Origin of the sequence: Streptomyces sp. BBFR51 (assembly GCF_044591655.1) — a bacterium.
Classification (GTDB): domain Bacteria; phylum Actinomycetota; class Actinomycetes; order Streptomycetales; family Streptomycetaceae; genus Streptomyces.
The window spans coordinates 1779477-1803142 of sequence record NZ_CP172448.1 but is presented as its reverse complement, the minus strand read 5'-3'; the positions used below and the strand labels follow the sequence as shown (position 1 = coordinate 1803142).

Annotated in this window: 22 protein-coding genes; 17 read left to right on the top strand and 5 right to left on the bottom strand. The window is 71.8% G+C overall.

Annotated elements, in window-relative coordinates; translation table 11 throughout:
- The first annotated feature begins 1 nt into the window (after position 1).
- The 11 genes from ACGH7X_RS08135 (at position 2) to ACGH7X_RS08085 (ending at position 11065) form a co-directional block, all read left to right on the top strand.
- Positions 2-1054 (top strand): helix-turn-helix transcriptional regulator, encoded by a 1053-nt coding sequence (locus ACGH7X_RS08135; RefSeq protein ID WP_399883059.1) that lies wholly within the window; start codon positions 2-4, stop codon positions 1052-1054.
- Complete coding sequence (locus ACGH7X_RS08130) at positions 1051-1380, top strand: hypothetical protein (protein WP_399883057.1); 330 nt, start codon at positions 1051-1053, stop codon at positions 1378-1380. Before ACGH7X_RS08135 ends, ACGH7X_RS08130 begins: the two co-directional genes overlap by 4 nt.
- Before the next feature lie 10 nt (positions 1381-1390).
- Positions 1391-1585: a hypothetical protein gene (locus ACGH7X_RS08125; RefSeq protein WP_399883055.1), complete on the top strand. Its 195-nt coding sequence runs from the start codon at positions 1391-1393 to the stop codon at positions 1583-1585.
- Between the two features lie 278 nt (positions 1586-1863).
- Positions 1864-2151, top strand: a complete 288-nt coding sequence (gene tatA, locus ACGH7X_RS08120) for a Sec-independent protein translocase subunit TatA (RefSeq protein ID WP_399883053.1) — start codon at positions 1864-1866, stop codon at positions 2149-2151.
- 47 nt (positions 2152-2198) lie between these two features.
- Entirely contained in the window at positions 2199-3149 is a 951-nt protein-coding gene (tatC, locus tag ACGH7X_RS08115) for a twin-arginine translocase subunit TatC (protein ID WP_399883051.1), read from the top strand.
- An 83-nt stretch (positions 3150-3232) separates the two neighbouring features.
- Positions 3233-6085, top strand: a complete 2853-nt coding sequence (locus ACGH7X_RS08110; RefSeq protein WP_399883049.1) for a DEAD/DEAH box helicase — start codon at positions 3233-3235, stop codon at positions 6083-6085.
- Positions 6086-6466: 381 nt separating this feature from the next.
- On the top strand, positions 6467-8089 hold the full coding sequence (locus tag ACGH7X_RS08105; RefSeq protein ID WP_399883047.1) for a sensor histidine kinase: 1623 nt from the start codon (positions 6467-6469) through the stop codon (positions 8087-8089).
- Between the two features lie 26 nt (positions 8090-8115).
- On the top strand, positions 8116-8493 hold the full coding sequence (locus ACGH7X_RS08100; protein WP_202544993.1) for a roadblock/LC7 domain-containing protein: 378 nt from the start codon (positions 8116-8118) through the stop codon (positions 8491-8493).
- A complete protein-coding gene (locus ACGH7X_RS08095; RefSeq protein ID WP_399883045.1) occupies positions 8490-8906 on the top strand; it encodes a DUF742 domain-containing protein in 417 nt (138 codons plus the stop codon). The genes ACGH7X_RS08100 and ACGH7X_RS08095 overlap by 4 nt, the downstream gene beginning before the upstream one ends.
- Positions 8887-9507: a GTP-binding protein gene (locus ACGH7X_RS08090; RefSeq protein WP_399883043.1), complete on the top strand. Its 621-nt coding sequence runs from the start codon at positions 8887-8889 to the stop codon at positions 9505-9507. The genes ACGH7X_RS08095 and ACGH7X_RS08090 overlap by 20 nt, the downstream gene beginning before the upstream one ends.
- Before the next feature lie 58 nt (positions 9508-9565).
- Positions 9566-11065 (top strand): cytochrome P450, encoded by a 1500-nt coding sequence (locus tag ACGH7X_RS08085; RefSeq protein ID WP_399883041.1) that lies wholly within the window; start codon positions 9566-9568, stop codon positions 11063-11065.
- On the opposite strand, the gene ACGH7X_RS08080 is transcribed toward ACGH7X_RS08085, so the two are convergent.
- On the bottom strand, positions 11059-12015 hold the full coding sequence (locus ACGH7X_RS08080; RefSeq protein ID WP_399883039.1) for an RluA family pseudouridine synthase: 957 nt from the start codon (positions 12013-12015) through the stop codon (positions 11059-11061). The genes ACGH7X_RS08085 and ACGH7X_RS08080 overlap by 7 nt on opposite strands.
- 105 nt (positions 12016-12120) lie before the next feature.
- On the opposite strand from ACGH7X_RS08080, the gene ACGH7X_RS08075 reads away from it, so the two are divergent.
- Complete coding sequence (locus tag ACGH7X_RS08075; RefSeq protein WP_399883037.1) at positions 12121-12702, top strand: GNAT family N-acetyltransferase; 582 nt, start codon at positions 12121-12123, stop codon at positions 12700-12702.
- A 35-nt stretch (positions 12703-12737) separates the two neighbouring features.
- On the opposite strand, the gene ACGH7X_RS08070 is transcribed toward ACGH7X_RS08075, so the two are convergent.
- Both ACGH7X_RS08070 and ACGH7X_RS08065 read right to left on the bottom strand, forming a co-directional pair.
- Positions 12738-13580: a siderophore-interacting protein gene (locus ACGH7X_RS08070; RefSeq protein WP_399883035.1), complete on the bottom strand. Its 843-nt coding sequence runs from the start codon at positions 13578-13580 to the stop codon at positions 12738-12740.
- Between the two features lie 104 nt (positions 13581-13684).
- The gene (locus ACGH7X_RS08065) at positions 13685-14590 is read right to left on the bottom strand and encodes a 5'-3' exonuclease H3TH domain-containing protein (protein WP_399896852.1); all 906 of its coding nucleotides are present in this window, start codon (positions 14588-14590) and stop codon (positions 13685-13687) included.
- 226 nt (positions 14591-14816) lie between these two features.
- Between ACGH7X_RS08065 and ACGH7X_RS08060 the strand changes: the two genes are divergently transcribed.
- The 4 genes from ACGH7X_RS08060 to ACGH7X_RS08045 all read left to right on the top strand — a co-directional run bounded on the left by ACGH7X_RS08060 (position 14817) and on the right by ACGH7X_RS08045 (position 20271).
- Entirely contained in the window at positions 14817-15905 is a 1089-nt protein-coding gene (locus ACGH7X_RS08060; protein WP_399883033.1) for a glycine betaine/L-proline ABC transporter ATP-binding protein, read from the top strand.
- Positions 15898-18513, top strand: a complete 2616-nt coding sequence (locus ACGH7X_RS08055) for an ABC transporter permease/substrate binding protein (RefSeq protein WP_399883031.1) — start codon at positions 15898-15900, stop codon at positions 18511-18513. The genes ACGH7X_RS08060 and ACGH7X_RS08055 overlap by 8 nt, the downstream gene beginning before the upstream one ends.
- Positions 18514-18965: 452 nt before the next feature.
- On the top strand, positions 18966-19535 hold the full coding sequence (locus ACGH7X_RS08050) for a helix-turn-helix domain-containing protein (RefSeq protein WP_399883029.1): 570 nt from the start codon (positions 18966-18968) through the stop codon (positions 19533-19535).
- Positions 19536-19545: 10 nt separating this feature from the next.
- Positions 19546-20271: a helical backbone metal receptor gene (locus ACGH7X_RS08045; protein ID WP_399883027.1), complete on the top strand. Its 726-nt coding sequence runs from the start codon at positions 19546-19548 to the stop codon at positions 20269-20271.
- Here ACGH7X_RS08045 and ACGH7X_RS08040 read toward each other — a convergent pair.
- Positions 20198-21358, bottom strand: a complete 1161-nt coding sequence (locus ACGH7X_RS08040) for a TDT family transporter (protein WP_399883025.1) — start codon at positions 21356-21358, stop codon at positions 20198-20200. The genes ACGH7X_RS08045 and ACGH7X_RS08040 overlap by 74 nt on opposite strands.
- A 211-nt stretch (positions 21359-21569) precedes the next feature.
- Here ACGH7X_RS08040 and ACGH7X_RS08035 point away from each other — a divergent pair, with 211 nt between their 5' ends.
- On the top strand, positions 21570-22424 hold the full coding sequence (locus ACGH7X_RS08035) for a LysR substrate-binding domain-containing protein (RefSeq protein WP_399896849.1): 855 nt from the start codon (positions 21570-21572) through the stop codon (positions 22422-22424).
- Positions 22425-22873: 449 nt separating this feature from the next.
- Here the strand turns inward: ACGH7X_RS08035 and ACGH7X_RS08030 are convergent, their stop codons facing one another.
- Positions 22874-23566, bottom strand: a complete 693-nt coding sequence (locus tag ACGH7X_RS08030) for a gamma-glutamyl-gamma-aminobutyrate hydrolase family protein (protein WP_399883023.1) — start codon at positions 23564-23566, stop codon at positions 22874-22876.
- Positions 23567-23666: the final 100 nt, after the last annotated feature.

The following is a 23666-nucleotide window of genomic DNA, read 5'->3' as shown; positions in this document are numbered from 1 at the left end:
AGTGGCAGGCAAACCGGTCAGGCCAGTGAACGCCATCGACCAGACCCGACGGATGCTGTCCCTGGTGACGTATCTGCGCGAGCGTCCCGGGGCCCGGGTGGAGGACGTCGCGCGCGCCTTCGGCATCACCGAGGACGAGCTGGTCTCCGATCTCGACGTGCTGCCGATGTGCGGCACCAGCTTCCGCGGCGGCGATCTGCTCGACATCGACACCGACGGCGAGCGCATCTGGTGGCACAACCCCGCCGCCCTCGGCGCGGACGCCGCCGAGCCGCTGCGGCTGGCCGCCGACGAGGCCACCGCGCTGCTCGTCGCCGCGCGGGCCGTGGCGACCCTGCCTGGGCTGCGCGAGAGCGACCGGCAGGCGCTGCTGCGGGCGACCGCCAAGGTCGAGACCTCGGCCGGCGAGGCCGCGGGTGCCAGCTCGCGCCTGTCCGTCACCTTCGAGTCCGAGGGCGGCGTCTTCGCCGACGTGGACCGGGCCATCTCGGAGCGCCGCCGGCTGTGGATCCGCTACTACTCGCCGGCCCGCGACGAGGTCACCGAGCGCGAGATCGACCCCATCCGGCTCGTCAGCGTCGGGCACACCTACGTGGAGGCCTGGTGCCGCCGCTCCGAGGCCCGGCGCACCTTCCGGCTCGACCGGGTCGCCGAGATCCGCATCCTGGACGAGCCCTCCGCGCCGCCCGAGGTGGAGCTGCGGGACCTGTCGGAGGGGCTGGTGCAGCCCGCGGCCGAGGACCCCGAGGTCGTCGTGGAGGTCGGCCCCGGCGGGCGCTGGGTGGCCGAGTACTACCCGCACGACAGCGCGGATGAACTTCCCGACGGGGGCCTGCGTATCACTCTGCGCACCCCCGATCCGGCCTCGCTGCGGCGGCTGGCGCTGCGGCTCGGGCGCGACGGCCGGATCGTCTCCCCGTCCGTGCTCGCCGACAGCGCCCGGCAGGCCGCCCGCGAGGCGCTCTCGGCGTACGACGGGATCGAGGCGGCCGGGGCGGGCGGCGGGACCGAGACCGTCGAGGGGCGGCACGACAGGCAGGAGCGAGGACTGTGAGCGAGTCCCTGGGGCCAGGCCCGGGATCAGGGCCAGGGCGGGGACCCGGGCCTGGCGTGCCGGGCATGACGGCGGCGTCCGCGTTCGCCGGTATGAGACGCGTGTCGCCGGTCGTGTTCAAGGCGGGCTGCCCGGACTGCCGCGGCCGCTTCGAGCTCGCCGCGAGCGCCCTGCGCCTGGCCATCGGCGCCACGAGCCGCACCACCTTCTACTCGTTCACCTGCCCCGAGTGCGGGTCGGCCGTCCGCAAGCCGGCGGGGGAGCGGGTCGTGGAGCTGCTCACCGGCGGCGGGGTCAGGACCCTGCGGCTGCACTCCACGGTCTAGGGTCGACGTCATGTTCTGGCCGATGTTCGCCGTTGCCGTGGGTTTCCTGGGCCTTGCCGTTCTCGCGGTGCTCGCCGTGAAGGTGTTCGTGGAGGCGCAGCGCCTGGGCCGGCAGGTGACGGATTCCGCCCACCGGATCAGCCGGGCCGCGGAGGATCTCGAGCGCGCGAGCGAGAGCGCCGCCCGCGCCGTGGACTCCTTGTGAACGACTGAATCCCGCCGCGGGGCCGCTTCGGTGCCCCGGCGGGCCGGTGTGAGTTACGTTTTGGGACACTTCGCCCTGTCACCTCACCCGTCCCGGACGGTACGCTGCTGGTCGCGGCCAGGAAAACGAGGCCCGGTCGCGGACGGGAGTACGCACGGGGATTGCCTCACGTTCACCCCTGAGCGTTACGATCGCTGCACAAGACGATCGATCGGACGTATGTCCGGCCGGTCGGACAGCACCCCCACCCAGCCGCCTCGGTGAGAAGGTAAAGACTTATGTTCGGAAGGCTCGGCGCGCCCGAGATCATTCTCATCCTCGTCGTCATCATCCTGCTGTTCGGCGCGAAGAAGCTTCCGGACATGGCGCGGTCGCTCGGCAAGTCGGCGCGCATCCTCAAGAGCGAGGCCAAGGCGATGAAGAGCGAGGCCAAGTCCGACGACGAGGCCCCCGCCGACCCGCCGAACCCAGAGCAGTCCGCGGCGCAGCGCACCATCCAGGCCGCCCCCGGCGACGTGACCAGCTCCCGGCCGGTCACCGAGCCGACGGACACGACCAAGCGCTGACGCAGGGCCGGTGACCTCCGGCCCGCCGCACGAGATGGGAACGTGGGTTGCTGAAGTCTGCCCGCAACAAGGAGAAGGACCCGGAGGGGCGGATGCCTCTCGCGGAGCACCTTCGTGAGCTCCGCAACCGGCTCGCGAAGGCGCTGCTGGCCATCGTCGTCGTCACCGTGGCCGCCGCCTTCTTCTATCGAGAGATCATCAACGTCCTCACCGATCCGATCCTCGATTCGATCGGCTGTGAGAAGTCGTTCGAGGAGCTGGCCCAGTCGAAGGCCGGCTCGGAGCCGTGCGCGCAGATCACCATCAACGGCCTGCTCGGTCCCTTCACCCTGGCGCTGAAGGTGTCCCTGACGGCGGGCGTGGTGCTGGCCTCGCCGGTCTGGCTCTACCAGCTGTGGGCGTTCGTCGCCCCGGGACTGCACCGCAACGAGAAGAAGTACGCCTACGCGTTCGTCGCCAGTGGCGCCCCGCTGTTCCTCGTCGGTGCCTACTTCGCCTACGCGGTGCTGCCCACCTCCGCGAAGGTGCTGATCGACTTCACGCCGAGCGACGTCGACAACCTGCTGCCGCTGGACGACCTGCTCGATCTCGTCACCCGCATGGTGATCGTCTTCGGTCTCTCCTTCGAGCTGCCCCTGCTGCTGGTGATGCTCAACCTCACGGGAGTGCTGTCCGGCAAGCGCATGCTCGGCTGGTGGCGCGCGATGATCATGGGCATCACGCTGTTCGCGGCCATCGCCACGCCGAGCACGGACCCCCTGACCATGATCATCCTGGCCGGGCCGATCTGGGTCCTGTACTTCGCCGCGGTCACCATCTCGCTGCTGCACGACCGCCGGAAGTCGCGCCGCGAGGCCCTGGAGCCCGACGACGACGAGGCGTCCGAGCTGGACCTCACCCCCGAGGACATCGGCGAGGTCGAGGCAGTGACCACCGCCCGCGCCCTGCCCGAGCAGGCCACGAAGGACCGCGTCAACGGCTTCGACGACGTGACCTGACCTGACCTGACTCGACCGCCGCCGGGGCGGTGACGCCGGACGCGGCCGCCCCCCACGGAACCCCCACACGGCCGATCCCGATAATGATCGTCCTGTTGTCAGTGCGGCCCGGTACGCTCGAAAGCACGATGACAGAGGATCTCTCACCGGCCGAGCGGTACGCGGCAGCACGCCGCCGCGCTGCCGAGCAGGCCACCGCGCTCGCCTCCTTCCGCGAGATGTACGACTTCGGCCTCGACCCCTTCCAGATCGAGGCCTGTCAGGCGCTCGAGACGGGCAAGGGCGTGCTGGTGGCCGCACCCACCGGTTCCGGCAAGACCATCGTCGGCGAGTTCGCCGTCCACCTCGCCCTCCAGCAGGGCAAGAAGTGCTTCTACACGACGCCGATCAAGGCCCTGTCGAACCAGAAGTACGCCGACCTGTGCCGCCGCTACGGCACGGACAAGGTGGGCCTGCTCACCGGCGACAACAGCGTGAACTCCGACGCCCCGGTGGTCGTGATGACCACCGAGGTCCTGCGGAACATGCTGTACGCGGGCTCGCAGACCCTCCTCGGCCTCGGATACGTGGTCATGGACGAGGTGCACTACCTCTCCGACCGGTTCCGCGGCGCGGTGTGGGAGGAGGTGATCATCCACCTCCCCGAGTCGGTGACCCTGGTGTCACTGTCGGCGACCGTGTCGAACGCGGAGGAGTTCGGCGACTGGCTCGACACCGTGCGCGGCGACACCCAGGTGATCGTCTCCGAGCACCGGCCCGTGCCGCTGTTCCAGCACGTGCTGGCCGGGCGCCGGATGTACGACCTGTTCGAGGAGGGCGAGGGCCACAAGAAGGCCGTCAACCCCGACCTCACCCGGATGGCACGCCTGGAGGCGAGCCGCCCGTCCTACCAGGACCGCAGGCGTGGCCGGGCCATGAAGGAGGCCGACCGGGAGCGCGAGCGCAGACAGCGCTCCCGCGTCTGGACGCCGAGCCGGCCCGAGGTCATCGAGCGGCTCGACTCCGAGGGCCTGCTGCCCGCGATCACCTTCATCTTCAGCCGCGCCGCCTGCGAGGCCGCCGTCCAGCAGTGCCTGTACGCCGGTCTCAGGCTCAACGACGAGGACGCCCGGGAGCGGGTGCGCGCGCTCGTCGAGGAGCGCACCGCCTCCATCCCCACCGAGGACCTGCACGTCCTGGGCTACTACGAGTGGCTGGAGGGCCTGGAGCGCGGCATCGCCGCCCACCACGCGGGCATGCTGCCGACGTTCAAGGAGGTCGTCGAGGAGCTGTTCGTCCGCGGACTGGTCAAGGCCGTCTTCGCGACCGAGACCCTCGCCCTCGGCATCAACATGCCCGCCCGCTCGGTCGTGCTGGAGAAGCTCGTCAAGTGGAACGGCGAGCAGCACGCAGACATCACCCCCGGCGAGTTCACCCAGCTCACCGGCCGGGCCGGCCGTCGTGGCATCGACGTCGAGGGCCACGCCGTGGTGCTGTGGCAGCGCGGCATGAACCCCGATCACCTGGCGGGGCTGGCCGGCACCCGCACGTACCCGCTGCGCTCCAGCTTCAAGCCGTCGTACAACATGGCGGTCAACCTGGTCGACCAGTTCGGCCGGCACCGCTCGCGGGAGCTGCTGGAGACGTCCTTCGCGCAGTTCCAGGCCGACAAGTCGGTCGTCGGGATCTCCCGGCAGGTGCAGCGCAACGAGGAGGGTCTTGAGGGCTACAAGGCCTCCATGACCTGTCACCTCGGCGACTTCGACGAGTACGCGCGCCTGCGCCGCGAACTGAAGGACCGGGAGAACGAGCTGGCCCGCCAGGGCGCCAACCAGCGGCGTGCCGAGGCCGCCGTGGCGCTGGAGAAGCTGAAGCCGGGCGACGTCATCCACGTGCCGACGGGCAAGTTCGCCGGACTCGCCCTGGTGCTGGACCCCGGCCTGCCCGCCGGGCGGTCCAACGGGCACCGCGGTTTCGAGCACCACGACGGGCCCCGTCCGCTGGTGCTGACCGCCGAACGCCAGGTCAAGCGGCTGGCGTCGATCGACTTCCCGGTGCCCGTCGAGGCGCTGGACCGGATGCGGATCCCGAAGTCCTTCAACCCGCGCTCGCCGCAGTCCCGGCGGGACCTCGCCTCCGCGCTGCGCACCAAGGCCGGGCACATCCCGCCCGACCGTGCCCGCAAGAAGCGGTCACAGGCGGCCGACGACCGGGAGATCGCCCGGCTGCGCAAGGAGATCCGTGCCCACCCCTGCCACGGCTGCGACGACCGTGAGGACCATGCCCGCTGGGCCGAGCGCTATCACCGGCTGATGCGCGACACCTCGCAGCTGGAGCGCCGCATCGAGGGCCGGACGAACACCATCGCCCGTACCTTCGACCGGATCGTCGCGCTGCTGACGGAGTTGGACTACCTGCGCGGCGACGAGGTCACCGAGCACGGCAAGCGCCTCGCCCGGCTCTACGGCGAGTTGGACCTGCTCGCCAGCGAGTGCCTGCGCGAGGGCGTCTGGGAGGGCCTGTCCCCGGCCGAGCTGGCCGCCTGTGTCTCGGCCCTGGTCTTCGAGTCCCGGGTGGCCGACGACGCGATGGCGCCGAAGGTGCCCTCGGGGCCGGCCAAGGCCGCCCTCGCCGAGACGGTCCGCATCTGGGGCCGCCTGGACGCCCTGGAGGAGGACTTCCGGATCAGCCAGACCGAGGGCGTCGGCCAGCGCGAGCCCGACCTCGGCTTCGCCTGGGCGGCGTACATGTGGGCGTCCGGCAAGGGCCTCGACGAGGTGCTGCGCGAGGTGGAGATGCCGGCCGGCGACTTCGTGCGCTGGTGCAAGCAGGTCATCGACGTCCTCGGCCAGATCTCGGCCGCCGCGCCCGGGGAGGGCTCCACCGTCCCCAAGAACGCGCGCAAGGCGGTCGACGAACTGCTGCGGGGAGTGGTCGCCTACTCGTCCGTGGGCTGACTCCGACGCCACAGGGGCCCGGCGGGACATCCCGCCGGGCCCCTGCGCGGTTCCGGGCCCTTGCGCGTCCCGGGCCCCTTCGGTGCCCCTTTCCCTCATTACGGTGAGTGATCTTCGCGCGCCCGTGCGCCGTTACTCCATGTGTTCGAATGGCTCCCTGGCGTGCAAATGGGCCCGACCCTACTCCAGTCCCCATGCCCGTTTCAGGTGCTTGCTGAATATGACACAGCGATGATCCGCTCGGACTAAGCTCGCCCGCAGCGCACCGAGTTGAGGTGTAATCGCGCGCTTGTTCCCAATGCGCCGAAGATCCCGACAACTCCCAGACATACCCCGCCGCAAGCTCCCCCATCCCAGCCGATTCGTTTTCAGAGGGCCTACATGGTGAGTGTTGATTCCCCTCCAGGTCGCCGTGAACTTCCCTACGCGCGAACGCTGTTGCTGCCGGCCATACTGATGGCCGCGGCCACCGGGGCCGCCGTCGCCCTGGTGACGGAACCGGCCCGGCTCGCCGTCGGCCTGTGCGGCGCCGTCGCCACCCTCCTGGTGATCACCGCGGCCGCCGAAGCGGTACGCCGCGGCCGTGCGCTGCGGGACCTGCGCGCCGAGCACGCCCGTCACAGCGCGTATCTGGAACACCGGGCCGCGAGTCACCACGAGGAGATGGTCCGCCTCGGCGGCGAAGTCATCCCGAACGTCCTGGACTTCATGCGCTCGGGCAGTACCCCCCGCGAGGTGATGACCCGCCTCGCCGAGGTGGACCCCTCCTACACCGAACTCGGCGAGCCCCAGCGCAAGCTGACCCGCATGGTCTGCGAGATCGTCGACCACCAGGACTCCATGCGCGAGTCCGCCGAGCGCTCCTTCGTCGACATCGCGCGCCGCGTCCAGGCGATCGTCCACCAGCAGAACAAGGAACTCCGCGAGATGGAGGAGGACCACGGGCGCAACCCCGAGGTCTTCGACGACCTTCTGCGCATCGACCACGGCACCGCGCTGATCGGCCGCCTGGCCGACTCGATCTCCGTGATCGGCGGCGGCCGGCCCGGACGCCAGTGGCCCGAGCCCGTCGCCCTCTACAGCGTGTTGCGCGGCGCCATGTCCCGGATCCTGGAGTACCGCAGGATCAACCTGGCCTCCATCGCCAAGGTCAACATCAAGGGCACCTCGGTCGAGCAGGTCATCCACGCCGCCGCGGAGCTGCTCGACAACGCCACCCGCTACTCGCCCCCGGGGTCCAAGGTGCACGTCACCGCGACCGAGGTGCAGAGCGGCGTGTGCATCGAGATCGAGGACGCCGGCGTCAGCCTCAGCGAGGAGTCCCGCGCCCGCATCGAGGGCCTGCTGGAGCACGCCAAGCGCGGCACCGACGTCCAGGACCTCGCCCACCATCCGCGCCTCGGCCTGTCGGTCGTGGGACGGCTCTGCACGCAGTACGGCATGGACGTCTCGCTGCGCGCCTCCGCGTACGGCGGGGTCCGCGCCATCCTCATCGTGCCGAGCAAGATGATGACCACCGAGCCCGGCGTCGGACTCGCCCACGGCATCGGCGCCACCTCGATTCCCACCCCGGGCCCGGACGCCCTGCCCGGACCGCAGCGCAAGCCCAAGAAGCGCCGTCCCACCAGCCCCCGCATCCCGGCCACGGTCCCGCTGGAGGACGACGTTCCCGAGGTGACCGAGTGGACGGCGGGCGGCCTCCCGCAGCGTCGCAGCCGGGTCAAGATGCCACTCAGCCAGCGCCTGGCCGAACAGGCCGTCTGGGAGCGGGAGGACGCCGAACGCGAGGCCCGCCGGGCCGCCGAGCGCGCCCGCAACGGCATCCCGGCGCCCGCGGAGCCGGAGCCCGAGCAGGAGAAGGACCAGGGGCTCCCGCCGGGGCACTTCATCGGGGCCTTCTGGGAGGGCCTCAAGCAGCACCCGGGCACCACCCAGGCCCACCAGCAGTCCAGCAGCAGCGAGCCGGCCCACGCCCCGGCAGACGACGAGGGGAACCTCAAGTGATCGAGCAGCAAGGCAAGTTCGACTGGATGCTCAGGGATCTCTACGACGGCGTCCCGGGCATCGAGATGATCGTGGTGCTCTCCGCCGACGGCCTGCGCATCGCCCGCTACTCCGGGGACCCGGACGCCGCCGACCGGGTCGCCGCGGCCTGCGCGGGCCTGCAGAGCCTGGCGGGGGCCGTCAGCCAGGAGATCCCCACCAGCGACGGCGACATGAAGATGGTGCTCATCGAGATGAACGGCGGCTACTTCTACCTGATGGCGGCCGGCCCCAACGCCTATCTCGCCGTGCTCTCCGACGTCCGCTGCGAACCCGGCCGGATGGGCCTGAGCATGGCCGACCTGGTCGCCCGCATCGGCCCCCACCTGACCAGTCCCGCACGGCGCAACGGGCAGACCGTATGACTCCTCCCAGGCGCCAGAGGCGAACTCCCGGGCAGGAACGGCCCCCCGCGTCACACCCTTCCGGCCCGCCCGCCAAGGAAGGCGAGCTTCGCAACCCCGAGCGGCTCTTCGTCATCGGCGGCGAGGGGGGCGGCGAGCGCGCCGACATCGACCTCGTCACCCTGATCGTGGCCCGCGCCGACCCCCCGGTGTCCGCCACACCGGAACAGGCGGCGCTGCTGCGGCTGTGCGCCGCGCCCCTGTCCGTAGCCGAGCTGTCGGCCTACCTGAGCCTGCCGTTCAGTGTGGTGACCGTGCTGCTCACCGACCTGCTGGCGACGGAACTGGTGCAGGCCCGCGCCCCGATCGTCCGCCAGAAGGTCGCCGACCGAAACCTCCTCGAAGCGGTGATGCATGGACTTCAAAAGCTCTGACACGATCCCGGGCCCGCGCACCGAGGACCGGCTGCCGCACACGGCCGAGGCGGCCGTGAAAATCGTCATCGTGGGCGGCTTCGGGGTCGGCAAGACCACCATGGTCGGCTCCGTCAGCGAGATCAGACCGCTGACCACCGAGGAGACCATGACCCAGGCCGGCATCGGGGTCGACGACAACTTCGGTTCCGCCTCCAAGACGGCCACCACCGTCGCCATGGACTTCGGCCGCATCAGCATCACCGACCAACTGGTGCTGTACCTGTTCGGCACACCCGGCCAGGAGCGTTTCTGGTTCCTGTGGAACGGCCTGTTCGAGGGCGCCCTCGGCGCGGTCGTCCTGGTCGACACGCGCCGGCTGGAGGTCAGCTTCGACGTCATGGGGCGCCTGGAGGAGCGCGGCGTGCCCTTCGTGGTGGCCGTCAACACCTTCCCCGACGCGCCCCGTTACCCCGTCGCGGAGCTGCGGACCGCGCTCGACCTGCCCGAGGAGATCCCCATCCTCGACTGCGACGTGCGGCGCCGGGCCTCCAGCCGGGACGTCCTGATGACCCTGATGCGCCTGCTGCACTCCCTCGCCATGAAGGGCGCGCTCACCTGAGCACGCGCGTCCGACCGACCTCTTGACCCGACCCCCACTTTGTCTGCGGAGCGAGACTGTGACGCCTGAACGCCATGCCCCGACCGGAACGGGCGAACCCCTGCTCGAACCACCGCCCGGCTGCCCCGCGCACGGCCTCGGGCCGGGCGGACTGCACCGGCTGCACGAGGCGGACGACCTGGAGGAGCTGTACGAGAAGCTGCGTGAGCAGCACGGGCCGGTGGCACCGGCGCTGCTCCACGACGACGTACCGATGTGGGTGGTCCTCGGGCACGCCGAGAACCTGCACATGGTGAGCACCCCCGCCCAGTTCTGCCGCGACAGCCGGATCTGGACCCCGCTCAACGAGGGCATGGTCAAGCCCGACCACCCCCTGATGCCGCACATCGCCTGGCAGCCCATCTGCTCGCACGCCGAGGGCGACGAGCACAAGCGGCTGCGCGGCGCCGTCACCAGTGCCATGTCCGACCTCGACTTCCGGGAACTGCGCCGCCACATCAAGCGGTACACCCAGCGCATCGTCAACCGGTTCTGCGAGGAGGGCCGCGCCGACCTCGTCGGCCAGTTCTCCGAGCACCTGCCGATGGGCGTGATGTGCCATCTCCTCGGCATGCCGGAGGAGTACAGCGACCGGATGGTGGAGGCGGCCCGCGACACGCTCAAGGGCACCGAGACGGCGATCGCCAGCCACGCCTACGTCATGGAGGCCCTGGGACGGCTCACCACCGCACGCCGGGCCAACCCGCAGGAGGACATCGCCGGCCACCTCGTCACCCACCCGGCCGGGCTCACCGACGACGAGGTCAGGGAGCACCTGCGGGTGGTCCTCCTGGCCGCCTACGAGGCCACCGTCAACCTCATCGGCAACGTGCTGCGCGTGGTGCTCACCGATCCGGGCTTCCGCGCCCAGCTCAGCGGCGGCCAGATGACGGTGCCCGAGGCGGTCGAGCAGTCCCTGTGGGACGAGCCGCCGTTCAGCTCCGTCTTCGCCTACTTCGCCAAGCAGGAGACGGAACTCGGCGGTCAGCGCATCCGGGCGGGCGACGGCCTGCTGCTCGGCATCGCACCGGGCAACGTCGATCCGCGCATCCGCCCCGACCTGGACGCGAGCATGCAGGGCAACCGCTCCCACCTCGCCTTCGGCGGCGGCCCGCACGAGTGCCCCGGGCAGGACATCGGGCGGGCCATCGCCGACGCCGGCATCGACGCGCTGCTGATGCGGCTGCCCGACGTCCGGCTCGACTGCGACGAGGACGAGCTGCGGTGGCGGTCGTCGATCGCGTCCCGGCACCTGGTGGAGCTGCCGGTGCGGTTCGAGCCCAGGGCACAGCAGGACATCCGGCAGCAGCCGAGCCACACCTCCGAACCGCCGCGGCGCACCGCCTGGCACGTCGGCATCCCGAAGCCGGAGGAGCGGCAGACGCAGCCGCCCCTGCCGCCCCGGCCGCCGGAGCCCGTGTCGGTGGCGGCCGCGCGGCCGCAGCAGGCGCCGGGACCGGAGCGTCCCCGCCCCCGCGGTGCCTGGCAGCGCTTCCTGCTCTGGTGGCGCGGCTACTGACCGCCGGCCCACTCCTCGTACGCCGTCCAGGCGCCCAGGGACCGTGCGCTGCGGAAGCGGTGCTCGCGCCCCGTGACCGGATCGGTGAACCCCAGCTCCCGCGCGAGCAGTTGCAGCGGGCGCCGGAAGTCGCCGGCCGGCACGGGGGCCGCCACCTCGGGGTAGAGGGGGTCGCCGAGGATCGGCACACCGAGGGCGCTCAGGTGCACGCGCAGCTGGTGGGTCTGTCCGGTCCCGGGCACCAGCCGGTACCGGCCGAGCCCGCGGTCCGCGCGGTGTTCGAGCAGTTCGACGCGGGTCACGGCGTTGGGCTCGCCGTCCACCTCGCGGGCGGCGAGCACCCCGCGCTCCTTGAGGATCCGGCTGCGGACCGTCCGGGGAAGGGCGAGCGCGGGATCGTACGGGGCGACGGCCTCGTACACCTTGTGCACCCGTCGGTCGCCGAACAGGCCCTGGTACGCGCCGCGTTCCCCGGGGCGCACGGTGAACAGCACCAGTCCGGCGGTGAGCCGGTCGAGGCGGTGCGCGGCGCCGAGCGCCGGGATGTCCAGCTCCCGGCGCAGCCGTGCCAGCGCGGTCTGGGTGACGTGGCCGCCGCGCGGGGTGGTGGCCAGGAAGTGTGGTTTGTCCGCGACGACGACGTGCTCGTCGCGGTACACGATCTCCAGCTCGAAGGGCACCGCGACCTCGGCGCGCTGCTCGCGGTGGAACCACACGAACATGCCCGGCTCGTACGGCGCGTCGCCCGGCACGGGCCGCCCGTCCGCGCCGACGAACAGCCCGGCGTCGAACATGGAATCGACCGCGCCGGCGCCCGCACCGGACAGCCGCTCCGTCAGGTGCTCGCGCACGGTGGACCACGGCCCCGGCGGGGGCAGCCGCACCCGCACCGCGTCGATGCCGTCGCGCTGCGGCAGGGGCGAGGGCGGGGGAGGCGTGCGGCGTCTCATCACCTGCCAGCGTACGAGGCGGTACGTCGCGACGGCGGGCCGCGGGCCGGGCCGGCCCGGAAAACCACTGGGCCGCGGACCGGGACCGTTGGCAGGATGCGGCCCATGCCCTATCTGATCCGCCCGGTCATCGCCGAAGGCTCCCTCTCCCGTACCCCGCAGCCCACCCTGCCCACCGGTGACGGGCTGCTGCTGCGCCCGTGGGACCTCGGGGACGCGCCCGCCGTCCACCTGGCCTTCCAGGATCCGGTGATGCACCAGTGGCACGCACGCGCCGCCGACTCCGAGGAGGAGGTGCGCGGCTGGATCGCCGAGTGGCAGCGGGCCTGGGAGCAGGAGCGGAGCCTCCAGTGGGCGGTCGCCGACGCGGCCGACGACCGGCTGCTCGGCCGGGTGGCCCTGCGGGAGGTCGTGCTCGACGAGGGGGTCGCCGAGGTCGCGTACTGGACCACGGCGGCGGCCCGCGGCCGGGGCGTCGCCGCGCGGGCCACGCGGGCGCTCGCCCACTGGGCCCTGGACGAGATCGGCTTCCAGCGCCTGGAACTCCTGCACGCGGTGACGAACGAGGCCTCGTGCAGGGTGGCGGGGAAGACCGGCTTCGCCCTGGAGGGCACCAAGCGTCGCGCCGTGCTGCATCCCGACGGGTGGCACGACATGCACCTGCACGCGCGCGTGCGCGGCGACTGAGGCCGCCGCGCGGACCGGCCGGGCCACCGTGGCCGTTACGCGGCCGTCGTGCCCTCCTGCTCGGCCTCGATGCGGGCGTTCCACTCCCGCTTCGACGCCTGCCAGCCGTCCTCGTTGTGGCCGAGCCGCCAGTAGCCGGAGATGGACAGGTCCTCGCGGGAGATCTCGCGCTCCACCCGCAGGTACCGGCGCAGTTCCTTCACGCAGGCCGCCTCGCCGTGGACGAACGCGTGCACCCGTCCCTCGGGGAAGTCCAGTGCGCGTACGGCCTCGACCAGCGCCCGGCCCACCGGCCGGTCGCCGCGGTGCAGCCAGACGACCTCCACGTCGGAGTCGATCTTCTGCTCCTCCTCGGAGCCGTCGATCTCGATGAAGGCGAACGCCCGGGTGCCGTCGGGCAGCGCCTCCAGCGACCGGGCGATCGCGGGCAGCGCGCTCTCGTCGCCGGCGAGCAGGTGCCAGTCGGCGTCGGTGTCGGGAGCGTAGGCGCCGCCCGGGCCCATGAAGTGGACACTCTCGCCGGGCCGTACGCGCTTCGCCCAGGGCCCGGCAAGACCCTCGTCGCCGTGGATGACGAAGTCCAGCGTCATCTCCAGGTGCTCGGCGTCCCAGTGGCGCACGGTGTACGTGCGGGTCACCGGCCACTGCTCGCGCGGGAACTCCTCGCGGATCCGCTCCATGTCGAAGGGCTCCGGATACGTCGCGCCCCCGGCGGGGAACAGCAGCTTCACGTAGTGGTCGGTGCAGGTGTCCGCGGAGAAGGCGGAGAGTCCCTCGCCGCCGAGCACCACGCGCTGCATGTGCGGGGTCAGCCGCTCGGTGCGGACGACCTGTGCGGTGTGCGGCTTGCGCGGCTTGCGTGCCGGACGGTCTGCCATGACGGCCTCCCTGCTCCCTGCGTGCGTTCCCTCGGGTTAGGTTTACCTAAGCTAGCATCCCGGGCCTGCTTGTGGCTCACGGAACGGGCGCCGAGCGGTACGGCTCAGGCGGTGAGCGTGGTCAGCAGCCGTTGCAGCGAGCCGCCCAGACCCCAGCGGGCCGCCAGTGCGTCCAGCGCCGCGGCGTCGCGCGGACCGTGCGGCAGCGCGGTGCCGACGTCCGGCAGCGGGACGTCGTCGGCCACCCGGACGACCTTCGGGGCGACCGCGAGATACGGCTGTGCCTCGGTCAGCCGCTTGCGCTGCGAGGGGGTGAGCTTCGCCTTCGGGTCGTCGACGGCGGCCTGGATCCCGGCCAGGTCCCCGAACTCGGCGAGCAGCTTGGCCGCCGTCTTCTCGCCGATGCCGGCCACGCCGGGCAGGCCGTCGCTCGGGTCGCCCCGCAGCAGCGCCAGGTCGGCGTAGCCGCGGCCGTCGACGCCGTACTTCTCGCGCAGCGCGGCCTCGTCGGTGAGGTTGAGCGTGCCGACGCCCTTGACCGGGTAGAGCACGCGCACGCCCCGGGCGTCGTCGACGAGCTGGTAGAGGTCCCGGTCGCCGGTGACGATGTCGACCGGGCCCGTGGCACGCGCGGTGTACGTGCCGATGACGTCGTCCGCCTCGTACCCGGCCACACCGACACGGGCGATGCCGAGCGCGTCGAGGACGGCCTCGATGACCGGCACCTGCGGTGACAGCGTGTCGGGCACCTCCTCCTCGTCGGGGCCCGCCGGGCGCTCCTCGGCCACGCGGTGCGCCTTGTAGGAGGGGATCAGCTCCACCCGCCACTGCGGCCGCCAGTCGGCGTCCATGCAGGCGACCAGGTGGTCGGGCCGGTGGTCCTTCACCAGGCGGTCGATGAAGTCGAGGAGCCCGCGCACGGCGTTCACCGGCGTGCCGTCGGGCGCCCGCACCGAGTCCGGCACGCCGAAGTAGGCGCGGAAGTAGAGGGAGGCGGTGTCGAGAAGCATCAGTCGTCCGGTCACGCCTCGCATCATGCCGCAGGTCGTGTGGACGAGTGAGTGAGGACGTGTGAACTGGGTCACTCAAATGTTTGGCACATAAGGATCGGGGCAGGCGCGCAGCCGGGTCGAAGCTGGTTGATGCATTCAACTGTTAGCGAGTCTTCGTATCAACGAGTCCTCGCCTCGACGAGCCTTCGCGCCCGTGCCCCTGCCCCCGATTCAAGAGGTAAGCGTGTCAGCCAGACTAGAGGCCGAAAACCTGTACAAGGTCTTCGGCAGGAAACCGGACCAGGCAGTCGAACGACTGCGCCAGGGTGACGTTCGGAAGGAACTGCACGCCGACGGCACCACGGCCGCCGTCATCGACGCGTCCTTCACCGTGGAGCCCGGCGAGATCTTCGTGGTCATGGGACTGTCCGGGTCCGGCAAGTCCACGCTGCTGCGCATGCTCAACGGTCTGCTGGAGCCGACCGCCGGGCACGTCCGCTTCGGTGGCCAGGACCTGACGGAACTCGGCGACCGCGGACTGCGCGAGGTCCGCTCCAGGCAGATCAGCATGGTCTTCCAGCACTTCGCGCTCTTCCCGCACCGCAGCGTCCGTGACAACGCTGCCTACGGTCTCGAAGTGCAGGGCGTGCCCCGCGCCGAGCGCGAACGCCGCGCCGACGAGGCGCTCGCCCTGTGCGGCCTGGCCGGCTGGGAGAAGTCCTGGCCGGACGAGCTGTCCGGCGGCATGCAGCAGCGCGTGGGCCTGGCCCGCGCGCTCGCCACGGACGCCGACCTGCTGCTGATGGACGAGTCCTTCAGCGCCCTCGACCCGCTGATCCGGCGGGACATGCAGGACCAGCTGCTCGAACTGCAGAAGTCCCTGAAGAAGACCATCGTCTTCATCACCCACGACCTCAACGAGGCCATGCGCCTGGGCGACCGCATCGCCATGATGCGCGACGGCCGGATCGTGCAGATAGGCACCGCGCAGGACATCCTCATACGTCCCGCCAACGACTACGTCGCCTCCTTCACCCAGGACGTCGACCGCTCCCGCGTCCTGACCGCCGGCGCCGTCATGGAGTCCGACGTCCGCGGCGACGAGGCCGACTGCGAGTGCGAGACGGCGAAGCCCGAGACGTCGTTCACCGACCTGTGCGCGATCAGCGCCCGCGTGCCGCACGCCGTCGCGGTCGTCGACGGCGACGGCAACCTCGTCGGAGTCGTCCCGCCCCGCCGCCTCATCGGCTTCCTGGGCGACGAGCAGGCCGAACCCGGCACGTGCGACAACCCGCGTGACAAGGGCCCCGAGAAGGTGATGGCCCGTGCCTAGGATCCCGCTCGGCGACTGGGTCAACAGCACCGTCGACTGGCTGCTCGAACACGTCGCGTGGCTCTTCGACTTCCTCAAGACCGTCTTCACCGGCACCTACGACGGCATCAACGCCGTCCTCCAGGCGCCCGAACCGCTGCTCCTCGTCGGCATCTTCGCGGTCATCGCCTTCTGGCTGCGCGGCACCGTCGCCGGTGTCCTCACGTTCCTCGGATTCGCGTTCATCGTCTCCATGGAGCTGTGGGAGAACGCGATGATCACCCTGGCGCTGGTGCTGGTGGCCACCATCATCGCGCTGGTCGTCGCGGTGCCCGTGGGCATCTGGGCGGCCCGCTCCGACCGGGTCAGCGGCATCGTGCGGCCCGTGCTGGACTTCATGCAGACGCTGCCCGCGATGATCTACCTCATCCCGGCGATCCTGTTCTTCGGAACCGGCGCCTCCGCGGGCATCGTCGCCACCCTGATCTTCGCGCTCGCCCCCGGCGTGCGCATGACCGAACTGGGCATCCGCCAGGTCGACAAGGAACTGGTCGAGGCCGCCGATGCCTTCGGCACCACCCCCCGCAACACCCTGCTGCGCGTCCAGCTCCCGCTGGCCCTGCCGACGGTGATGGCGGGCGTCAACCAGGTCATCATGCTCGGCCTGTCCATGGCCGCGATCGCCGGCATGGTCGGCACCGGCGGCCTCGGCGGCGACGTCAACGAGGCCATCGGCCAGCTCAACGTCGGTCTCGGTTCCGAGTCCGGTGTGGCCATCGTGATCCTCGCGATCTACCTGGACCGCATGACCAGCGCGCTGGGCACCCAGGTCTCGCCGCTCGGCCGCCGCGCCGCGGCCAAGGCCCGCAGCATGGGCGGCCTGAAGATCTGGTCCTACCGGCCGCGCCCGCAGGTCGCCGTGATCGGCGTCGTGATCCTGGGCCTCGTGGCCGGCGGCATGGGCCTGTTCGGCGGCTCCGACGACTCCGAGAGCGTCGCCGACGGCTCGAACGTCGGCCAGGGCAAGAAGGTCAGCATCGGCTACATCCCCTGGGACGAGGGCGTCGCCTCCACCTTCCTGTGGAAGGAGGTCCTCGAGCAGCGCGGCTTCGACGTCCAGGCCAAGCAGTTCGAGGCCGGGCCGCTGTACACCTCCCTCGCACAGGGCGACATCGACTTCGAGACCGACTCCTGGCTGCCGACGACCCACGAGCAGTACTGGAAGAAGTACGGCAAGCAGCTCGAGGACCTCGGCTCCTGGTACGACGAGACGTCACTGGAGCTGACCGTCCCCGCGTACATGAAGGACGTCAACTCCCTGGCCGACCTCAAGGGCAAGGCCGACCTCTTCGACGGCAAGATCACCGGCATCGAGCCCAGCGCCGGTGAGATGAGCCTGCTGAAGACCAAGGTCCTCAAGGAGTACGGCCTCGACAAGGAGTACAAGGTCGTCGACAGCTCCACCCCGGCGATGCTGGCGGAGCTGAAGCGCAAGATCGCCAACGAGGAACCGGTCGTCGTCACGCTCTGGTCGCCGCACTGGGCGTACAACGACTACGAGCTGAAGAAGCTCAAGGACCCCAAGGGCGCCTGGGGCAAGGGCGACGGCGTGCACACGCTGTCCCGCAAGGGCTTCACGGACGACAACCCGGTCGTCTCCAAGTGGCTCAAGAACTTCTCGATGACCGAGAAGCAGCTCACCAGCCTCGAGGCCGAGATCAACAAGTCCGGCAAGGGCAAGCAGCAGGAGGCCGTGCGCACCTGGCTCAAGGCCAACCCGGGCGTCGTCGACAAGATCGCCCCGGTCGAGGGCGGCGCGGGCGCCACACCCCCCGAGGCCGAGCGGGCCCTCGACGTGGCCTGGTTCCCCTGGGAGGAGGACGTCGCCGTCACCTACCTGTGGAAGAACGTCCTGGAGCGTCGCGGCTACAAGATGAACCTGAAGCAGATGGACGTCGGCCCCGTCTACACCGGTCTGGCCTCGGGTGACCTGGACCTCAACTTCGACGCCTGGCTGCCCTTCGCCCAGAGCAACTACTGGAAGAAGAACAAGGACAACCTCACCGATCTGGGCACCTGGTACGAACCGACCTCCCTGGAGATCGCGGTCCCCTCGTACGTGAAGGACGTCAAGTCCCTCGCGGACCTCAAGGGCAAGGGCGACCTCTTCGACGGGAAGATCATCGGCATCGAGCCCGGCACCGGTGAGATGCAGCTGCTGAAGAACGAGGTCGTGCCGGGCTACGGCCTGGAGGACGAGTACGAGGTCGTCGACGGCTCCACGCCCGCCATGCTGGCCGAGCTCAAGCGCGCTCTCGCCAAGAAGGAGCCGGTCGCGGTCACCCTGTGGTCGCCGCACTGGGCCTACAGCGACTACGAGCTGACCAAGCTGAAGGACCCCAAGAAGGCCTTCGGCGAGGGCAACACGATCCGCACCATCTCCAACAAGAAGTTCCCCGAGCAGTACCCGCAGCTCACCAAGTGGATCAAGAACTTCCACATGAGCGAGGACGAGCTGGGCAGCCTCGAGGCCGAGATCAAGGACCGCGGTCAGGGCCACGAGGAGGATGCCGTCGCGGCCTGGCTGGAGGAGCACCCGGACATGGTCGGCCGGATGACCCCGCAGTAGCACGACACGCATGGGACCGGTGCGGCACCGCCGTACCGGCCACCCCGAGGGGTGGGCCCGGCGGCGCCTCCCGACGGCGCGCCGCCGGGCCCACCCCTCGGGTCGTCTCGGCACCGGACACGGTAAGGATTCGGCCAACCACGGAGCGCCAACCCCCCGCCTGAGCATCGCTGCGGCGGGCGGGAGCGGCTGGCGGGAACACGGAGGACCGCCCACGCCTTGAACCGGTAAGGCCTCCGGCACGGCTGAAGGACCCGCCCGCCGGTGGCGAGAACTGTGAGGTCGCGGCCACCGCACCGTGACATCGATGTGACGGCCGCATGAAACGGTTTGCCGAACATGCGTAGGGTGCAGAGAACTCATCAGGAGGACGGCGCCCCGAACGGGGCACGACGGCGGTACGAAGACGACAGACGACAGTACGACGACGAGTGAAGGAGGGAGCCGGAGCGATGGGCGACCACAAAGATCAGCATCTTCGGGTGGGCGCGGCCGTACGGCGCCGGCGCCGGGCCCTCGAACTCACCCTCGCCGTGGTGTCCGAGCGCAGCGGCCTGTCCGTGCCCTTCCTGAGCCAGATCGAGAACGACCGGGCGCGGCCCAGCCAGAGTTCCCTGGAGAAGGTGGCCGACGCCCTGCGCACCACCGCCGTGGAGCTGCTCGCCGCCGCCGACCCCGCGTGCAGCGTCGACGTGGTCCGTGCCGAGGACCCCGACCCCGCGCTGGCCCCCAGGGTGCGTTCCCTGGTGCGCGGCCACCACCAGATGCACGCCTCCGAATTCACCGGCGACCACGACGCGGGCCGCGAACTGCAGTACCGCAACGACCAGTTGATGTTCGTCACCGAGGGTGCCGTGGAGATCGAGGCCGAGGGCCGCGCCTACCGCCTCGGACGCGGTGACACGCTCTACCTCACCGGCGGGGTGCGGCATCGCTGGCGGGCCACGGTGCCCGACACTCGGCTGGTCGTCGTCGCCGTCGCCGAGCACATCGAGGCGGTCCGGGAAGGACCCCGCCGGTGAGGACGTGCCCGTGAGGGTGGTCTCCCTGGTGCCGTCGCTGACCGAGGCGGTGGCGCTCACCGTCCCCGGTGCCCTGGCCGGCGCCACCGACTGGTGCACGCACCCGGCCGGGCTCGACGTCGTACGCGTCGGCGGCACCAAGAACCCGAAGACCGAGCGGATCCTCGCCCTGGCCCCCGACCTGGTGGTCGCCAACGAGGAGGAGAACCGCGCCCCCGACCTGGACGCCCTGCGCGCCGCGGGCGTCGAGGTGCTGGTCACCGAGGTGCGCACGCTGCCGCAGGCCTTCACCGAACTGGACCGGGTGCTCACCGCCTGTGGCGCGCCGTCCCGGCCCCGGTGGCTGGACGAGTCGGAGGCGGCCTGGGCGGACCTGCCGTCCCCGCCCCCGGAGCGCCGCCGCAGGGCCGTGGTGCCGATCTGGCGCAGGCCCTGGATGGTGCTGGGCCGCGACACCTTCGCCGGTGACGTCCTGTCCCGGCTCGGTGTCGACCACCTGTACGCGACTCACGCCGAGCGCTACCCCAAGGTCCCGGTGGACGAACTGCGGGCGGCCCGCCCGGACGTCGTGGTCCTGCCGGACGAGCCGTACCGCTTCACCGCCGACGACGGCCCGGAGGCCTTCCCCGGCCTGCCCTGCGCCCTCGTCGACGGGCGCCACCTCACGTGGTACGGGCCGTCGCTGGCCGAGGCGCCCCGGGCACTGGCCGCGGCGCTGCGAGCAGCGCGCCGCTGAGCAGGGCCCGCGCGGTGTGCGCGGCGGCGACGGCCCAGGCGGCGACCAGGAGGGCGTACAGGGCGACGCTGAGCCCGTCGTACACCGCGAGCCCCGTGTGCCTGGCCAGCGCCTCGGAGCCGGTGACACAGGTGCCCACCGGGAAGGTGAACGACCACCACGTCATCGAGAAGCCCATGCCCTCCCGGCGGGCCCGTACGACGTGCGCGGCGGCGAGCGCCAGCCACATCAGTGCGAAGCCCGTCACGGGCACGCCGTACAGCACGGCGAAGACCTCGAAGCCCTCGGCGTACGGCCCCGGCAGGACCCCCGGCGCCACGTCCGCGAACTTCCCCACCGCGGTCGTCGACTGCCCGAGCGGGCCCAGCACCAGGAACAGCGACGGGGTCAGCGCCGGCGGCAGCGGGCCGCCGGTGAGCAGCCGGCCGAAGATCACCGGAAGCGTCACCAGCGTCGCGAACAGACTCACCCCGAACATCGCGACACAGGCGAGCAGCAGCGTCTGGCGGGGCTGCCCCGGCGGGAGGTGCGGCACCAGCAGCGGTCCCACGGCCGCCGACACCATCGGCGCCACCAGTGGCAGCAGCCACACCGGACTGGCCTGCCCCGGCTCGATCCGGTGGCGTACGGCCATCAGGTACGGCACGGCGACCGCCGCCGCGAGTCCGACGGCCGTACCGGCGGTGAACAGCACGGTGTCCAGGGCGACCGCGGCCGAGACGCCGATCCAGTCCCGGCCGACGGTCACGGCGCCGCCGCCGACGGCCAGCAGGGCCATCGACAGGCAGCCGTAGAACGGCGCGGCCGCCGGATCGAGGAGGTGGGCGCGGGCCTGGTCGCGGTGGTGGAGCCAGTGCAGGGAGCGGGCCACGAGGAGCGCCGCGAGGAGGACCAGGGACAGGGCCCAGAACGCGGTGCCCGCGGTGCGCAGCCCGGGTATGCGCCCCGGCAGCGCGGCTCCGGCGCTGCCCACGATGGCGGTGCCCATGACGCAGGCGTACCAGTTGGGCCCGAGGTGACGGACGGCCGGGAGGCGCCGGGCGGCCGGGCCGACGGCGGGGGAGCGGGGCTGGGCTGCGGTGACCATGCCTCCACCGTCCCGGCGGCCGAACTCCCTGACCAGGGACCATGTCTCTATGAGGGCATAAGCTGGGGTTATGGGCAGCGGTACGAGCAGTGGCACGGGCGGCGGCACCGGCACCGGCGGTGGCACCGGCGGCGGCACGGAGGGCGGGCGCGACGCTCGGGAGCGGCAGGTGGCGGGGTCTTTGGCGCACCGGGTGCCGGACCTGGGGGCGATGGAGCTGCTGCTGGCGGTGGCTCGGCTGGGCAGCCTCGGCGGGGCGGCGCGCGAGCTGGGCATCAGCCAGCCGGCCGCCAGCAGCCGTGTCCGCTCGATGGAACGCCAGCTGGGCGTCGCCCTGGTGGACCGCTCACCGCGCGGCTCCCGCCTCACCGACGCGGGGGCCCTGGTCACGGACTGGGCGCGACGGATCGTGGAGGCCGCCGAGGCCTTCGACGCGGGCGCGCAGGCGCTGCGGGACCGGCGGGACTCGCGGCTGAGGGTGGCGGCGAGCATGACGATCGCCGAGTACCTGCTGCCGGGCTGGCTGGTCGCGCTGCGCACGCAGTTGCCGGACACGGCGGTGTCGTTGCTCGCCGGGAACTCGGCGGCGGTCGCGGAGCGCCTGCTGGCCGGCGAGGCGGACCTCGGCTTCGTGGAGGGGGTCAGCGTGCCGGCGGGCCTCGACTCCGCGGTCATCGCCCACGACCGGCTCGTCGTCGTCACCGCGCCGGGCCACCCCTGGGCCCGCCGCAGGCGCCCCCTGGCCGCGGCCGAGCTGGCGGCGACCCCGTTGATCCTGCGGGAGAAGGGCTCGGGCACCCGTCAGGTCCTGGACGCGGCGCTGGGCGGCCTGGCCCGCCCCCTGATCGAGTTGTCCTCGACCACGGCGGTCAAGGCGGCCGCGGTGGGCGGCGCCGGCCCCTCCGTCCTCAGCGAACTCGCCGTCGGCGAGGAACTGACCACCCGACGCCTGGTGAGCGTCCCCGTGGCCGACGTCGTCCTGGCCCGCGACCTGAAAGCGGTCTGGCCCACCGGCCACCGCCCCACGGGCCCGGCCCGCCAGCTGCTGTCCCTGACCAGGGCGTAGGCGGGCCGAGACGGGGCGTGTTCCGACGTGAGGGGTTTGCGGGGTGGGGGGGCGGTGTGGTTTGGCGGGCCGTGTCCGATGGGCCCGGCCGGCGGACTGTCGTCGGCTGGGCCGGGGTCGGCGTGGTGGGGGTGGCGTGTCGCGTCGTGAGGGGCTTGTCTGCGGGTGGGGTGGGTTGGTGGGCCGTGTCCGACGGCCCGGCCCGGTCGGCGCGGCTGTTGTCGGCTGGGCAGGGGTCGGCGAGTCGGCGGGGGCGTGTCGCGTGGTGAGGGGCTTGTCTGCGGGGTGGCTCGGGTGGTGGCTCGGCGGGCCGTGTCCGACGGCCCGGCCCGGCGCGGTCGGCGCGGCTGTTGTCGGCTGGGCCGGGGGCGGCCCGGTGGGGGTGGCGTGTCGCGTCGTGAGGGGCTTGTCTGCGGGTGGGGTGGGTTGGTGGGACGTGTCCGGTGGGGTCAGCTCGGTCGTGCCGCGTCCACCAGGGCCCGCATCACCCGTACGTCCTGGCCCATCTCCGGATGCCACTGCACGCCGAGGACCCAGCCGGGGCCGGACGGCAGTTCCAGGGCCTCCACGGTGCCGTCCGCCGCGTGGGCCGAGGCGACCAGGCCCCGGCCGAGCCTGTCCACCGCCTGGTGGTGGTACGTCGGCACGAACGACTCCTCCGGCACGGCAGCGGCGTACAGCGTCCCCGGTACCGGCCGGACCGGGTGGCCGCCGAACACGCCCACCACCTCGGCGTGGCCCTCGATGTGCTGGACGAGCGTGCCGCCCAGGGCGACGTTGAGCAGCTGCATGCCGCGGCAGATGCCCAGCAGCGGGACGCGCGCGGCCAGGGCCGCCTCGACGAGGGCCAGTTCCCACGTGTCCCGGGCCCGGGCGGGCGGGCCGGTGCGCGGATCCGGCTCGGCGCCGTACCGGACCGGCTCCACGTCCGGGCCGCCCGCGATCACCAGCCCGTCGAGGCGGGCGACGGTCGCGGCGGCGTGCTCCGGCGCGTCCGGCGGGAGCATCGCGGCCAGCCCGCCTGCCCGCTGCACCAGCCGCGGATACCCGGCCGGCAACAGCGCCGCCTCCAGCTCCCACACACCCCAGCGCGCCCCGGACTCCAGATACGTGCTGACGCCGATCAGCGGCCTGTCCGCCATCCGTCCTCCATCCGCCGTCTGCCATCCGCCCATCCTTCGTTCTCGTAAAGGACCGGTCTCATACCTTTCCCTACGACGCTCACGGCAGCCCGCCCGTGAG

What these genes read in the sequence shown, in the direction of transcription:
- ACGH7X_RS08075 (WP_399883037.1), top strand. Translation starts at nt 12,121, where the DNA reads ATGCCCTATCTGATCCGCCCGGTCATCGCCGAAGGCTCCCTCTCCCGT.
- ACGH7X_RS08125 (WP_399883055.1), top strand. Translation starts at nt 1,391, where the DNA reads ATGTTCTGGCCGATGTTCGCCGTTGCCGTGGGTTTCCTGGGCCTTGCC.
- ACGH7X_RS08080 (WP_399883039.1), bottom strand. Translation starts at nt 12,015, where the DNA reads ATGAGACGCCGCACGCCTCCCCCGCCCTCGCCCCTGCCGCAGCGCGAC.
- tatA (WP_399883053.1), top strand. Translation starts at nt 1,864, where the DNA reads ATGTTCGGAAGGCTCGGCGCGCCCGAGATCATTCTCATCCTCGTCGTC.
- ACGH7X_RS08040 (WP_399883025.1), bottom strand. Translation starts at nt 21,358, where the DNA reads ATGGTCACCGCAGCCCAGCCCCGCTCCCCCGCCGTCGGCCCGGCCGCC.
- ACGH7X_RS08030 (WP_399883023.1), bottom strand. Translation starts at nt 23,566, where the DNA reads ATGGCGGACAGGCCGCTGATCGGCGTCAGCACGTATCTGGAGTCCGGG.
- ACGH7X_RS08100 (WP_202544993.1), top strand. Translation starts at nt 8,116, where the DNA reads ATGCTCAGGGATCTCTACGACGGCGTCCCGGGCATCGAGATGATCGTG.
- ACGH7X_RS08050 (WP_399883029.1), top strand. Translation starts at nt 18,966, where the DNA reads ATGGGCGACCACAAAGATCAGCATCTTCGGGTGGGCGCGGCCGTACGG.
- ACGH7X_RS08065 (WP_399896852.1), bottom strand. Translation starts at nt 14,590, where the DNA reads ATGCTTCTCGACACCGCCTCCCTCTACTTCCGCGCCTACTTCGGCGTG.
- ACGH7X_RS08090 (WP_399883043.1), top strand. Translation starts at nt 8,887, where the DNA reads ATGGACTTCAAAAGCTCTGACACGATCCCGGGCCCGCGCACCGAGGAC.
- ACGH7X_RS08035 (WP_399896849.1), top strand. Translation starts at nt 21,570, where the DNA reads ATGGAGCTGCTGCTGGCGGTGGCTCGGCTGGGCAGCCTCGGCGGGGCG.
- ACGH7X_RS08110 (WP_399883049.1), top strand. Translation starts at nt 3,233, where the DNA reads ATGATCGTCCTGTTGTCAGTGCGGCCCGGTACGCTCGAAAGCACGATG.
- ACGH7X_RS08095 (WP_399883045.1), top strand. Translation starts at nt 8,490, where the DNA reads ATGACTCCTCCCAGGCGCCAGAGGCGAACTCCCGGGCAGGAACGGCCC.
- ACGH7X_RS08070 (WP_399883035.1), bottom strand. Translation starts at nt 13,580, where the DNA reads ATGGCAGACCGTCCGGCACGCAAGCCGCGCAAGCCGCACACCGCACAG.
- ACGH7X_RS08105 (WP_399883047.1), top strand. Translation starts at nt 6,467, where the DNA reads ATGGTGAGTGTTGATTCCCCTCCAGGTCGCCGTGAACTTCCCTACGCG.